Source organism: Streptomyces sp. TRM64462, assembly GCF_013362995.1.
Taxonomy (GTDB): domain Bacteria; phylum Actinomycetota; class Actinomycetes; order Streptomycetales; family Streptomycetaceae; genus Streptomyces.
Genome location: NZ_JABWDV010000258.1, coordinates 1 through 12922, shown reverse-complemented (window position 1 = coordinate 12922; position 12922 = coordinate 1). Strand labels below are relative to the sequence as shown.

Below are 12922 nucleotides of genomic sequence, written 5' to 3'. Positions count from 1 at the left end.
CGTGGACCTGACGATCCTCTACCGGGGGCCGCTCGCTTCCTGCGACTACGACTGCCCCTACTGCCCCTTCGCCAAGCGGCGCGACACGCCGGAGCAGCTGCGCGCCGACCGGGCAGCCCTCGCCCGCTTCACGGACTGGGCCGGGGCGCAGACCGATGACCGGCTCTCGCTGCTCCTCACACCGTGGGGCGAGGGACTCGTCCGTTCCTGGTACCGGCGGGCCCTCGTCGAGCTGTCCCATCAGCCGCACATCCGGCGCGTCGCCATCCAGACCAACCTCAGCTGCCGCACCGACTGGCTCGCGGACGCGGACCCCGGCACCGTCGCCCTCTGGTGCACCTACCACCCCGGCCAGACCCCGTACGACCGGTTCCTGACGAAGGCGCGGGATCTGGCCGACCGGGGCATCCGCTTCAGCGTCGGCGTCGTCGGCCTGCCCGAGCACCTGGAGCACGCCAGGCGGCTGCGCGCCGCCCTGCCCGCGCACGTGTACCTGTGGGTGAACGCCGCCGATGGCCGCACGTACACGGACGACGAGGCCGCCACCTGGACCGCGCTCGACCCGCTCTTCCCGTACAGCCGGCACCCGCACCGGTCCGCCGGGCTGCCGTGCCGCACGGGGGAGTCCGTCATCTCGGTCGACGGCGAAGGGACGGTCCGCCGCTGCCACTTCGTCCGCGCCGAACTCGGCAACCTGTACGACGGCTCCTACCGCGCCGCGCTCGCCCCGCGGCCCTGCCCGCTGGCGGTCTGCGACTGCCACATCGGTTACGTCCACCTGGAGACGCTGCCGCTGTACGACGTGTTCGCGGGCGGCGTCCTGGAGCGGATCCCGGAACGGATCCCGGAACGGGTGCCGACGCCCGCCGCGCCCGCGGTCGTCCATACGCCCTAGGTCCTGGCTAGACCGCCGCCGCCAACGCGCGCGTGGGTGCCGCCGCCTCGTCGTAGCGGTCCAGCAGCAGCCGTGCCAGCTCCGGGGCGGCGCCCAGGACGTCCGCCACGACGTCCGCGTCGGCCGCGCCCGCCGCGATGCGGTCCGGGAGGCGGCCCGGGGCGATCACGTACGGGGCGACGGCCACGCGCCGTACGCCGTCGGCGCGCAGGGCCCGTACCGCGTCCTCGGTGCGTGGAAGAGATGCGGAGGCGAACGCAGGCCGCACGGTGCACCAACCGGTGCGCCGCAGCTCCCGCGCCACATCTGCGATCACTGCGATCGCCTCCGGGTCCGTGGAGCCGGCCGAGGCCAGGACGACGCCTGTCGAGCGCTTCATGTTCTCGACGGCGCGTCGCCACTCGGGGCTCCCGGCCGGGGGGCCGGGGGTTGTCCCCCGGGAAGACACAGTTGCGATCACTGCGATCGCCTCCGGGTCCGTGGAACCCGCCGAGGCCAGGACGACCCCGGTCGAGTGTCGGTCGGCGGGTGTCAGCCCCGCCTCGTACAGGCGCCGCTCCAGCGCCGACACCAGCAGCGGTGACGGGCCGAGTACCTCCGCTTGGCGGATGCGCAGCGACGGCGGGGCCTGGCGCAGCACCGACGGGATGTCCGCCTTCGCGTGGAACGCCCGGGTCAGCAGGAGCGGCAGGGCGACCACGTTCCGTACGCCGTCGGCCGCCAGGGACTCCAGGGCGGCCGGGACCGACGGGACGTTGAAGTCCAGGAAGGCCACCTCCAGCCGCAGGTCCGGGCGCAGGGCCGCCGCCTCGCGCACCAGGGCGTGGACGGTCGCGGCGTGCCGCGGGTCGCGGCTGCCGTGGGCGATGACGAGGAGGACGGGAGCGGTCATGGCGGGCTCAGCTCCTGCCCAGCAGTCCGCGGCGGCGCAGCACCCGCCGCTCCAGCGGGCTGAAGACCAGCAGGTCGATCGCGATGCCCACCAGCAGGATCAGGAAGATCGCCAGGAAGATGCCCGGCATGTCGGAGTTGTTGCGGCCGTTGTCCAGGAGCTGGCCGAGACCCAGGCCCAGTTCCGGCGACGACGCGATGATCTCGGCCGCCATCAGGGACCGCCACGAGAACGCCCAGCCCTGCTTGAGGCCCGCCAGATAGCCCGGCAGCGCGGCCGGCATGACGATGTGCCAGGCGCCCCGCAGCCCGGTCGCGCCGAGCGTCCGGCCGGCCCTCAGGAACAGCGGCGGCACCTGGTCGACACCGGCCACCAGGCCGTTGGCGATCGACGGCACGGCGCCCAGCAGGATCACGGCGAACATCATCCGGTCGTTCAGGCCCAGCCACAGCACCGCGGGCGGCACCCAGGCGACCGACGGAAGGGACTGGAGGCCGGACAGGATCGGGCCGATCGCCGCCCGGACGAACCGCACCCGGGCGACCAGCAGCCCCAGCGGCGTACCGATGGCCAGCGCCAGCAGGAAGCCGAACAGCGCGCGGGACACGCTGGTCCACATCACGCCGAACAGCGTCCCCTGCAGCCACATCTCGGACAGGCTGTCCCACACCGCGGACGGCGACGGCAGCTTGTACGCGTCGGTGACCTCTGCCCACACCAGCAGCTGCCAGACCGCCAGCACCAGGGCGACCGCGACCACCGGCGGGAGGACCTTGCGCACCAGGACCTCGCGCACCGGTGTGCGCCGCTCCTCGACCGTGTCGAGCGCGTCGAGCCCGGCCTCCAGGCCGGCCAGGTCGTCGTTCTTGGCGGCCGTCGTCTCAGTGCTGGCCATGTCGGCGGATCTCCCCCCGCAGTTGTTCGGTGATCTCCAGGGACAGCTCCGCCACGTCGGCGTCCTCGATACGGCGCGGCTGCGGGATGTCCACCGTCCACTCGCGGGCGATCCGCCCGGGCCGGGACGACAGCAGCACCACGCGCTGCGCCAGCCGCACGGCCTCCCGCACGTTGTGCGTGACGAACAGCACCGACAGGCCCGTCTCGTTCCAGATCCGGGTCAGCTCACCGTGCAGCACGTCCCGCGTGATCGCGTCGAGCGCCGCGAACGGCTCGTCCATCAGCAGCAGCCGGCTGTCCTGCGCCAGCGCCCGCGCCATCGCGACACGCTGCCGCATCCCGCCCGACAGCTCGTGGACCCGCTTCCCGTACGCGCCACCGAGGCGTACGAGTTCGAGGAGCCGCTCCGCCTCGCCGCGCCGCTCGCCCTTCGGCATACCGCGCAGCTTCAGCGCCAGCTCGATGTTCTTGCCCGCCGTCAGCCACGGGAACAGCGCGTGCTCCTGGAACATCAGGGCCGGGCGGCCGTCCGTGGCGATCGACCCGGACGACGGCCGGTCGAGGCCCGCGACCAGGTTGAGCAGCGTCGACTTGCCGCACCCCGACGCCCCGAGGAGGGTGACGAACTCGCCCGGCGCGACATCGAGGCTGATGTCGTCCAGGACGAGCTGCTGCCCCTTGGGCCCGGCGAAGGACTTCGAGACATGCTCGATCCGGGCGGCGTTCTCGACCGCCGTACGGTCCTCGGACCGGGTCGCCGTGCTGAGCGTGATGGCCATGGTCGTCACCTCCTGAGAGCGGGTCTGCTGCGGGACAAGCGGGTCATGCAGGTCATGCAGGTCATGCGGGTCATGCGGGTCATGCGGGTCATTGGGGTCACGCGGGTCGTGCGGATCCGGTGCCGGTCCTGCGGGCTCACCGGACGCCGAGCCCGGCGTCGGAGACCTGCGGCCGGCCCTCGGCCGCGAGGATCTTGTTCAGCGGCCTCAGGTCGTAGATCCCGGCCAGATCGGGTTCTTCGAGGAGTCCGGTCGCGACCGCGTGCCCGGCCTGCTCCCGCAGCGTCCCGGCCAGCGGGTCGTCGAGGAACCGGAGCGTCGGCCACGCCGAGTCGATGACCTCGGCCGGCAGCGGCTTGCCGGAGACCGCCTCAAGCTGCGCGTTCGCGGCCGCCTTGGCCTCCCGCGGGTGGGCGTTGATCCACGCGTTGGTCCTCTGCGCGCCGCGCAGCACCGCCTCCACCACGTCCGGGTGCCGCTCCAGGAACGACTGCGACGCCACGATGCCGGTGATCGCGAACTTGCCGTCCGGCCACAGCGACGCCTCGTCGAGGAGCACCTTCGCGCCCTCCGCGATCAGCTTGGAGGCGGTCGGCTCGGGCACCCACGCCCCGTCGACCGACCCGGACCGGTAGGCGTCCGGCACGATCTTGTTGTCGACGCGCAGCACCGACACGTCGCCTTTGCCGGACTCCGCGTCGACCTTCCAGCCCCGCTCCGCGATCCAGTGCAGGAACGCCACGTCCTGGGTGTTGCCGAGCTGCGGCGTCGCGATCCGCTTGCCCTTGAGGTCCGCGACGCTCTTCACCTTGTCCGGGTTCACCACCAGGCGGACACCGCCGGACGCGGCGCCGCCGATGATGCGCAGGTTCTTCCCGCCGGACCTGGCGTAGCCGTTGACGGCGGGGGAGGGGCCGAGGAAGGCGATGTCCACGGACCCCGCGTTGAGCGCCTCGATCGCGGACGGGCCCGCGTTGAACGTCGCCGTCCGCAGCTCCGTACCGCGCAGCTCCTTCTGGAAGAAGCCCTCGTGGTCGCCCACCAGGGCCGTGCCGTGCGTGAGGTTCGCGAAGTAGCCGACCCGCACCGCGTCCGCCGACAGCTTCGGGCCCTCGGCCGTCACCTTCGCCCGGTTCGCGACCGCCTGCGAGCCGTAGCCCAGGCAGGAGGTCAGCACCATCAGCAGCGGCAGCACCGCGGCGACGGCGAGGCCGCGGCGCGGCGGCCAGGACCGGTGGCGGGGGGTGGCAGGCACGGGAGGGGTTCCTCTCGTCGGCCCGGCGCTACGCCCCGTACGGGGTGGGGTGCGGCGCCGGGCGGTCGGCGGTGGGCGGTCGTCTTCGGCGGGTGCCGGCGCACAAGGGGCTGCGCGGCCGGCTGCGGGGCGGGGTCATCAGGCGCATCCCGGTCATCGGGCGCATCCCGGTCATCGGGCGGCACATCGCGCTACACCTCCCGTGCCCGCGCCCATGCCGCCGCTGCCCACGCGACCGCCCTCCTTGGCGAAGGTCGCGTAGACGTCGGCGTACAGCGCGGGCGCCGGCATCAGAAGTCCCAGCCCTCGTCGTCGTCCTCGCCGACCCCGGCCGCGGCCTTCTCGGTGGCGAACGAGGCGCCCGCCATGCCGGCGGCCAGCGTCGTGCCGTCCGCCGGGTCGATCAGGAGGAACGAGCCGGTACGCCGCGAGTCGGCGTACGCGTCGAGCGCCAGCGGCTCCGCCGTACGCACCTTCACCGTGCCGATGTCGTTGGCGACGAGCCGGCCCGGGTCCGCATGCTGGGACAGGTCGTCCAGTGTCAGCCGGGACGGGATGTCCTTGACGATCGCCTTGACCGTACGGGTGGTGTGCTTCAGCAGCACCCGCTGCCCGACCGTCAGCGGCTGGTCGGCCACGTGGCAGACCGTCGCCTCGACGTCCTGCGTGGTCGCGGGCGCGTCACCGCTGGGCACGATCAGGTCGCCGCGCGAGATGTCGATGTCGTCCTCCAGCAGGAGGGTCACCGACTGCGGCGTCCACGCCACGTCGACCGACCTGCCGAGCAGGTCGATCCCGGCGATCTTCGACGTACGGCCCGACGGCAGCACCGTCACCTGCTCGCCGACCCGGAACGTACCGGCGGCGATCTGCCCGGCGTAGCCCCGGTAGTCGGGGTGCTCGGCGGTCTGCGGACGGATCACGTACTGCACGGGAAGCCGGGCGTGGCAGCCCGTCAGATCGTGACTGACCGGCACCGTCTCCAGGTGCTCAAGGACCGTCGGGCCGCCGTACCAGTCCATCGTCGCGGACGGCTCCACCACGTTGTCACCGGCGAGCGCCGAGATCGGGATGGCGGTGACCTCCGGCACGCCCAGCTCCGTCGCGTACGCCGTGAACTCCTCCGCGATCTTCGCGAACACGTCCTCGGCGTACCCGACCAGGTCCATCTTGTTCACCGCGAGGACGACGTGCGGGACGCGCAGCAGCGCCGCGATCGCCGCGTGCCGCCGGGTCTGCTCCACCACGCCGTTGCGGGCGTCGACGAGGATCACGGTCAGCTCGGCCGTCGACGCCCCGGTGACCATGTTCCGCGTGTACTGCACATGGCCGGGCGTGTCGGCGAGGATGAACCGCCGCCGGGGCGTGGCGAAGTACCGGTACGCCACGTCGATCGTGATGCCCTGCTCCCGCTCGGCCCGCAGACCGTCCGTGAGCAGTGCCAGGTCCGGGGCCTCCTGGCCGCGGGACCGGGAGGCGTGCTCGACGGCCTCCAGCTGGTCCGTGAGGACCGACTTGGAGTCGTGGAGCAGCCGCCCGACCAGCGTCGACTTGCCGTCGTCGACGGAGCCGGCGGTGGCGAAGCGCAGCAGGGTGGTGGCCGACAGCCGCTCGACGGCGCTGGTGCCGGTGCTGGTGCTGGTCATGTCTAGAAGTACCCTTCGCGCTTGCGGTCTTCCATCGCGGCCTCGGACAGCTTGTCGTCGGCGCGGGTCGCGCCCCGCTCGGTCAGCCGGGACGCGGCGATCTCGGCGATCACGGCGTCGAGCGTGGTGGCGTCGGAGTCGACGGCACCCGTGCAGGACATGTCACCGACGGTGCGGTAGCGGATGAGCCGCCGCTCGACGGGCTCGCCGTCCTTCGGGCCGCCCCACTCGCCGGCGGTCAGCCACATGCCGTTCCGCGAGAACACGTCCCGCTCGTGCGCGAAGTAGATCTCCGGCAGCTCGATGCCCTCGCGGGCGATGTACTGCCAGACGTCCAGCTCGGTCCAGTTGGACAGCGGGAACACCCGCACGTGCTCACCGGGGGCGTGCCGCCCGTTGTAGAGCTGCCACAGCTCGGGGCGCTGCCGGCGCGGGTCCCACTGCGAGAACTCGTCGCGCAGCGAGAAGACCCGCTCCTTGGCGCGGGCCTTCTCCTCGTCGCGGCGCCCGCCGCCGAACACGGCGTCGAAGCGGTGCTCCTGGATGGCCTCGGTCAGCGGCACGGTCTGCAGCGGGTTGCGGGTGCCGTCGGGGCGCTCACGGAGCTTGCCCGCGTCGATGTACTCCTGCACCGACGCGACGTGCAGCCGCAGGCCGTGCCGGGCCACCGTCCGGTCGCGGTACTCGATGACCTCGGGGAAGTTGTGCCCGGTGTCCACGTGCAGCAGCGAGAACGGCACCGCGGCGGGCGCGAACGCCTTCAGCGCCAGGTGCAGCATGACGATGGAGTCCTTGCCGCCGGAGAACAGGATCACCGGCCGTTCGAACTCGCCCGCCACCTCGCGGAAGATGTGGACGGCCTCCGACTCCAGCGCGTCGAGGTGCGACAGCGCGAACGGGCTGTCCGTGTCTTCCTGGACCGTGTTGACGGTGGTCGTCATGCCAGACCCCTTTCGGTGAGCAGCGCGTGCAGCGCCGCCGCGGACTCCTGCACGGTCTGGTTCTGCGACTCGATGCGCAGGTCCGGGTTCTCCGGCTCCTCGTACGGGTCGTCGACCCCGGTCAGGCCGCTGATCTCGCCGGCGGCCTGCTTGGCGTAGAGCCCCTTCACATCGCGTACGGAGCACACCTCCACCGGAGTGGCGACGTGCACCTCGACGTACGGAGTGCCTTCCTGCTGGTGGCGCTTGCGGACCGCCTCGCGGCTGTCCGCGTACGGGGCGATGACCGGCACCAGGACCTTCACGCCGTTCGACGCGAGCAGTTCGGCGACGAAGCCGATCCGCTGCACGTTGGTGTGCCGGTCCTCGCGGCTGAAGCCGAGGCCCGCGGAGAGGAACTCGCGGATCTCGTCGCCGTCGAGCAGCTCGACACGGTGGCCCTCGGCGCGCAGCCGGCCCGCCAGCTCGTACGCGATGGTGGTCTTGCCGGCGCTCGGCAGCCCGGTGAGCCAGATGGTGGCCCCAGTCACGTTCTCGTCTCCCACAGTCGTCATCCGTGCAGCCCGCATTCCGTCTTGGCCCGGCCGGCCCAGCGGCCGGCGCGCGCGTCCTCGCCCTCCAGCACGCGGCGCGTGCAGGGGGCGCAGCCGACGGAGGCGTACCCGTCCATCAGCAGCGGGTTGGTGAGGACGCCGTGCTCCGCGACGTACGCGTCGACGTCGTCCTGCGTCCAGCGGGCGATGGGCGACACCTTGACCTTGCGGCGCCTGGCGTCCCAGCCGACGACGGGGGTGTTCGCCCGGGTCGGGGACTCGTCGCGGCGCAGGCCGGTCGCCCACGCGTCGTACGCGGTCAGGCCCTCTTCGAGGGGCTTGACCTTGCGCAGCGCGCAGCACAGGTCCGGGTCGCGGTCGTGCAGCCTCGGCCCGTACTCGGCGTCCTGCTCGGCGACGGTCTGGCGCGGCGTCAGCGTGATGAGGTTGACGTCCATCACCGCCTCCACCGCGTCACGGGTGCCGATGGTCTCGGGGAAGTGGTAGCCCGTGTCGAGGAACACCACGTCCACGCCGGGGAAGGCACGCGAGGCGAGATGGGCGACGACCGCGTCCTCCATGGAGGAGGTGACGCAGAAGCGCTTGCCGAAGGTGTCGGCGGCCCACATCAGGATGTCGAGGGCGGGGGCGTCCTCCAGTTCGCGGCCCGCGCGCTCGGCGAGGGCCTGGAGATGCTGCTCTTCGGTCTCCGTCGTCACGTGTGTTCCCCTCCGCTGTCGTGGCGGCTGTCGTGGCGGCTGTCGGGTCGCTGGAGGCCCCGGGCCAGCAGGCCCAGGAACTTCAGCTGGAAGGCGCGATTGCAGGCCGCGCACTCCCACGCGCCGTGTCCCTGCTCGCTCGGGCGCAGGTCCTCGTCGCCGCAGTACGGGCAGTAGAAGGGCGCCGCGCGGCCGCTCACGAGAGGTCCTCCTCGCTCGCCCTGGCCGCCCAGGCGGCGAACCGCTCGCCGTCCTCGCGCCCCGCCTGGAAGCGCTTGAGGACCCGCTCGACGTAGTCGGGCAGCTCGGCTGCGGTCACCTTCAGACCGCGCACCTTGCGTCCGAAGCCGGCCTCCAGGCCGAGGGCGCCGCCCAGGTGCACCTGGAAGCCCTCGACCTGCTCGCCGTCGTCGTTCAGGACGAGCTGGCCCTTGAGACCGATGTCCGCCACCTGGATACGGGCGCAGGCGTTGGGGCAGCCGTTGATGTTGATGGTGAGCGGCTGGTCGAAGTCCGGCAGGCGGCGCTCCAGCTCGTCGATGAGGGAGGAGCCGCGGGCCTTGGTCTCGACGATGGCCAGCTTGCAGAACTCGATGCCGGTGCAGGCCATGGTGCCGCGCCGGAACGGGGACGGCTTGACCCGCAGGTCCAGCGCTTCCAGGGCGGAGGTCAGCGACAAGACCTGGCCCTCCTCCACATCGAGGATGATCATCTTCTGCTCGACGGTGGTACGGACCCGGCCGGAGCCGTGCGCCTCCGCCACCTCGGCGATCTTGGTGAGGGTCGCGCCGTCGACGCGGCCGACGCGCGGGGCGAAGCCGACGTAGAAGCGGCCGTCCTTCTGGCGGTGGACGCCCACGTGGTCGCGCCACTGCTGGACGGGCTGCGCGGGGGCGGGCCCGTCGATCAGCTTCCGCTTCAGGTACTCGTCCTCCAGCACCTGCCGGAACCGCTCGGCGCCCCAGTCGGCGACGAGGAACTTCAGGCGGGCGCGGGTGCGGAGCCGGCGGTAGCCGTAGTCACGGAAGATCGAGATGACGCCGGTGTAGACGTCCGGGACCTCGTCCAGCGGCACCCAGGCGCCGAGCCGGACACCGATCTTGGGGTTGGTGGAGAGCCCGCCGCCGACCCACAGGTCGAAACCGGGGCCGTGCTCGGGGTGCTCGACGCCGACGAAGGCGATGTCGTTGATCTCGTGCGCCACGTCGAGCAGCGGGGAGCCGGAGACCGCGGACTTGAACTTGCGGGGCAGGTTCGAGAAGTCCTTGTTGCCGATGATGCGGCGGTGGATCTCCTCGACGGCGGGCGTGCCGTCGATGATCTCGTCCTCGGCGATCCCGGCCACGGGGGAGCCGATGATGACACGCGGCGTGTCACCGCAGGCCTCGGTCGTGGACAGCCCGACCTCTTCGAGCCGCCGCCAGATCTCGGGCACGTCCTCGATGCGGATCCAGTGGTACTGGACGTTCTGCCGGTCGGTGATGTCGGCCGTGCCGCGGGCGAACTCCTGGGAGATCTCGCCGACGACCCGGAGCTGCCGGGTGGTGAGCTGACCGCCGTCGATGCGCACGCGCAGCATGAAGTACTCGTCGTCCAGCTCCTCCGGCTCCAGGACGGCCGTCTTGCCGCCGTCGATCCCGGGCTTGCGCTGGGTGTACAGACCCCACCAGCGCATCCGGCCGCGCAGGTCGTTGGGGTCGATGGAGTCGAATCCGGCCTTCGAGTAGATCGTCTCAATGCGTGTCCGCACATTGAGACCGTCGTCGTCCTTCTTGAACTGCTCATTGCCGTTGAGGGGCGTGAAGTGGCCCCTGGCCCACTGGCCCTCGCCACGGTGGCGCCCCGGCTTGCGGCGGGGCGTGGCGGGTGCGGGCTTTTCCGGGGTGGCGGCCATGGCTATACGTCCTTCGGGACTGCAGGAGGGCGGCTCTGACCTGCGCAATGTCGCGCAGGGCAGGGTCCCTGCGCGACATTGCGCGGTGGGCGTCAGAAGATCGGGATCGCGGCGGAGCTGGTGTGCTGGGGTTCGCTCAGCTCGCCGGACACATGGCGCTGGACATGCGGCCGAGGTCGACGTGCCGCCGACTCACCAAGGCAATTCCAGCTCGAGACATGACGGAAGCCTGGCACGGGGGTTTGGACTCAGTCCACCTTTGTCCGCGATGTGGACAAAGGTGTCTCGAATGACGGACGGATGTGGTGCGGGTCACGCGCCGGGGTACGCGCCCGGCCACGGACCGGGCGTGGACGCCTCGGGCTTCTCGGCGACCTTGGTGTCGTACAGCCGGAAGCCGCGCCGCCGGTAGTTGGCCATCGCGTGCTCGCCGTCGAGGGAGCAGGTGTTCAGCACGACCCGCTTGGTGGCCACCCGGCCGGGCCAGCGCTCCGCCAGGTCCCAGGCGCGCGCGGTGCCGTACGAGAGCAGATGCCCGCCGATGCGCCGGCCCCGGAAGGCCGGGACGAGCCCGAAGTACATGATCTCGACCTGTCCGTCGTCCTGCGGGTCCAGCTCGACGTACCCGGCGGGCGTCCCCTTCACATACGCGACCCACGTCTCGGCCCCGGGCCGCTCCAGGACGGCCAGCCACTCGGCGTATGTCATCCCGAGCCGGTCGATCCAGCACAGGTCGCCGCCGACGGCGGTGTAGAGGAACCGGCTGAACTCCGGCGATGCCACCTCGGCCCGCTCGATCCGGACGTCGCCGCCGTCCGGCGCGGCGGCGGGCCGCAGATCGTCGGGGGAGGTCTGCTCCAGGTACCAGGTGGTGACGGTGATGCTCATGGGGGCCAGGGAAGCACGGGGCGTGGCGCTGTGGCCAGCGCCGTCCGCCGGAGTGCGGGGCCTCCGCCGGAGTGCGGGGCCTCACCCGCCCCGGGCCGTCACCACCGCCGGGGCCGTCGAGTAGGGCAGGAGGTCGTGGGGGTCGGTCGGGGGCAGGACCTCCACCTCCACGTCGTCGCGGAAGCGGTACGGGCGGTGGGCCAGGACGCCCGACAGGGTGCGGCGTATCCGGGACATCTCCGCCCGGACCGTGACCGTGCGGGTGTGGTCGCCGAACACGTCCGCCGCCAGCTGGGCCGCCGTACGGCCCTCCCGGTGGACCGCCAGGACGTACAGCAGCTCGGCGTGGCGCGGGCTCAGTTCCCGTGTCCATCCGCCCACCGCGCCCGTGACCCGCACCGACCAGTCGCGGGAGTGGCTCACGTCCAGCACCACCCGCGTCACGGCGCCGTCCGCCGCACCGTCCCCGCCGTCCACGACCCGCAGCAGCCAGCCGCCCGGCAGCGGCTCCACGTCGCACTCGCCCAGCGACGGCAGCCACACCCGGCCGCCCGACTCGACCGAACCCGGCAGCGGCACCCGGTCCGGCGGCGCCACGCCCGTCACCGCGGCCGTCCACCCGTGCCGGTCCACCGCCACCGCGCGCCCGCCCACCCGGTGCAGCAGCGGCGCCGCCACCGCCCGCAGCCGGGCCAGCTCCGTGAGGTGACGGTTGCGCAGCTCGGCCTCCGCGAGCCGGGCCACCGAGCCGACCAGCAGCAGCGTCGCCGGGTGCATCGTCGTCACCGGGCCGCTCACATCGACCACGCCCATCAGCCGGCCGTCGCGCGGGTCCGTGATCGGGGCGCCCGCGCACGTCCACGGGTGGTGGGTCGCCACGAAGTGCTCCGCCGAGTGGACCTGCACCGGACGGCGCGTCACCAGCGCCGTACCGACGCCGTTCGTGCCGACCGTCGACTCCCGCCAGTCCGCGCCCGGTTCGAAGCCGTGCCCGTCCGCCATCCGCAGCACCGACGCGTGGCCCTCACGCCACAGCACCCGCCCCTCCGCGTCCGCCACGACCATGATGTGCCGCACCGGGTCGGCCACCGAGCCCGGCGCCTGCGTCAGGCCGTCGCGGAGCACCGGCACCACCTCCAGCAGCGGCGACGCGGCTCTGCGGGCCTCCAGGTCACCCGCCGTCAGTAGATCCGAGCGGCGGTCCCGGTCCGGGTCGACACCCCCGCGCAGCATCCGCTGCCACGACGCGTGGATGTCGGCGCGCGGCGCCAGCGGAGCCGTACCCCCGCTCAGCGCGGCGTCCCGTATGCCCTTCAGGAGCCGTGTCGCCTCACGTGCGTCCATCGAGGCGAGACGTGTCATCTCGACTGTGGTGTTCCGCACTGGGCCCTCCCCGCCCCGCGCACCGTAACTGGTCCACACCATCATCCCCCGGGGCCGGGCGGCCCCCGCCACCGGGCTGCAACCCCGTGCAACTCTCGCACCGGCCGCGCGGCTGTACGAAGGTGGGACGCGTACCGGCCTCCCGGTACGCGACGGGATGGTGCCGTGTCGGCGCAGCACCATCCCGGCCGCACCGCGGG

13 protein-coding genes are annotated in these 12922 nt (G+C 72.4%); 1 reads left to right on the top strand and 12 read right to left on the bottom strand.

Annotation, left to right across the window (positions count from 1 at the left end):
- Position 1 precedes the first annotated feature (1 nt).
- Positions 2–895 carry an STM4011 family radical SAM protein gene (locus HTZ82_RS12190; protein WP_175409366.1) on the top strand — a complete coding sequence of 298 codons (894 nt, stop codon included), beginning with the start codon at positions 2–4 and terminating at the stop codon, positions 893–895.
- 7 nt (positions 896–902) lie between these two features.
- Here HTZ82_RS12190 and HTZ82_RS32200 read toward each other — a convergent pair whose 3' ends face one another.
- From HTZ82_RS32200 to HTZ82_RS12125, 12 genes are all read right to left on the bottom strand, one after another.
- Positions 903–1787 (bottom strand): sirohydrochlorin chelatase, encoded by an 885-nt coding sequence (locus tag HTZ82_RS32200; protein ID WP_254711798.1) that lies wholly within the window; start codon positions 1785–1787, stop codon positions 903–905.
- Between the two features lie 7 nt (positions 1788–1794).
- Entirely contained in the window at positions 1795–2682 is an 888-nt protein-coding gene (locus tag HTZ82_RS12175; RefSeq protein WP_175409365.1) for an ABC transporter permease, read from the bottom strand.
- Entirely contained in the window at positions 2669–3463 is a 795-nt protein-coding gene (locus HTZ82_RS12170) for an ABC transporter ATP-binding protein (RefSeq protein ID WP_175409364.1), read from the bottom strand. The genes HTZ82_RS12175 and HTZ82_RS12170 overlap by 14 nt, the downstream gene beginning before the upstream one ends.
- A gap of 136 nt (positions 3464–3599) precedes the next feature.
- Positions 3600–4643, bottom strand: a complete 1044-nt coding sequence (locus tag HTZ82_RS12165; RefSeq protein WP_175409383.1) for an ABC transporter substrate-binding protein — start codon at positions 4641–4643, stop codon at positions 3600–3602.
- A gap of 365 nt (positions 4644–5008) precedes the next feature.
- The gene (locus HTZ82_RS12160; protein ID WP_175409363.1) at positions 5009–6364 is read right to left on the bottom strand and encodes a sulfate adenylyltransferase subunit 1; all 1356 of its coding nucleotides are present in this window, start codon (positions 6362–6364) and stop codon (positions 5009–5011) included.
- 2 nt (positions 6365–6366) lie between these two features.
- Entirely contained in the window at positions 6367–7305 is a 939-nt protein-coding gene (cysD, locus tag HTZ82_RS12155; protein ID WP_175409362.1) for a sulfate adenylyltransferase subunit CysD, read from the bottom strand.
- Positions 7302–7874 carry an adenylyl-sulfate kinase gene (gene cysC / locus HTZ82_RS12150; RefSeq protein ID WP_175409361.1) on the bottom strand — a complete coding sequence of 191 codons (573 nt, stop codon included), beginning with the start codon at positions 7872–7874 and terminating at the stop codon, positions 7302–7304. Before cysC ends, cysD begins: the two co-directional genes overlap by 4 nt.
- Positions 7856–8557 carry a phosphoadenylyl-sulfate reductase gene (locus HTZ82_RS12145; RefSeq protein ID WP_175409360.1) on the bottom strand — a complete coding sequence of 234 codons (702 nt, stop codon included), beginning with the start codon at positions 8555–8557 and terminating at the stop codon, positions 7856–7858. The genes cysC and HTZ82_RS12145 overlap by 19 nt, the downstream gene beginning before the upstream one ends.
- A complete protein-coding gene (locus HTZ82_RS32195; RefSeq protein WP_175409359.1) occupies positions 8554–8757 on the bottom strand; it encodes a hypothetical protein in 204 nt (67 codons plus the stop codon). The genes HTZ82_RS12145 and HTZ82_RS32195 overlap by 4 nt, the downstream gene beginning before the upstream one ends.
- The gene (locus HTZ82_RS12135; RefSeq protein ID WP_175409358.1) at positions 8754–10451 is read right to left on the bottom strand and encodes a nitrite/sulfite reductase; all 1698 of its coding nucleotides are present in this window, start codon (positions 10449–10451) and stop codon (positions 8754–8756) included. The genes HTZ82_RS32195 and HTZ82_RS12135 overlap by 4 nt, the downstream gene beginning before the upstream one ends.
- 312 nt (positions 10452–10763) lie before the next feature.
- The gene (locus tag HTZ82_RS12130; RefSeq protein WP_175409357.1) at positions 10764–11339 is read right to left on the bottom strand and encodes a GNAT family N-acetyltransferase; all 576 of its coding nucleotides are present in this window, start codon (positions 11337–11339) and stop codon (positions 10764–10766) included.
- An 81-nt stretch (positions 11340–11420) separates the two neighbouring features.
- Positions 11421–12722: a helix-turn-helix domain-containing protein gene (locus tag HTZ82_RS12125; RefSeq protein ID WP_175409356.1), complete on the bottom strand. Its 1302-nt coding sequence runs from the start codon at positions 12720–12722 to the stop codon at positions 11421–11423.
- Positions 12723–12922 lie beyond the last annotated feature (200 nt).

Bases quoted from the DNA above. Each gene is read 5' to 3' on its own strand.
- HTZ82_RS32200 (WP_254711798.1), bottom strand. From the start codon at position 1,787: ATGACCGCTCCCGTCCTCCTCGTCATCGCCCACGGCAGCCGCGACCCG.
- HTZ82_RS12175 (WP_175409365.1), bottom strand. From the start codon at position 2,682: ATGGCCAGCACTGAGACGACGGCCGCCAAGAACGACGACCTGGCCGGC.
- HTZ82_RS12170 (WP_175409364.1), bottom strand. From the start codon at position 3,463: ATGGCCATCACGCTCAGCACGGCGACCCGGTCCGAGGACCGTACGGCG.
- HTZ82_RS12165 (WP_175409383.1), bottom strand. From the start codon at position 4,643: ATGGTGCTGACCTCCTGCCTGGGCTACGGCTCGCAGGCGGTCGCGAAC.
- HTZ82_RS12160 (WP_175409363.1), bottom strand. From the start codon at position 6,364: ATGACCAGCACCAGCACCGGCACCAGCGCCGTCGAGCGGCTGTCGGCC.
- cysD (WP_175409362.1), bottom strand. From the start codon at position 7,305: ATGACGACCACCGTCAACACGGTCCAGGAAGACACGGACAGCCCGTTC.
- cysC (WP_175409361.1), bottom strand. From the start codon at position 7,874: ATGCGGGCTGCACGGATGACGACTGTGGGAGACGAGAACGTGACTGGG.
- HTZ82_RS12135 (WP_175409358.1), bottom strand. From the start codon at position 10,451: ATGGCCGCCACCCCGGAAAAGCCCGCACCCGCCACGCCCCGCCGCAAG.
- HTZ82_RS12130 (WP_175409357.1), bottom strand. From the start codon at position 11,339: ATGAGCATCACCGTCACCACCTGGTACCTGGAGCAGACCTCCCCCGAC.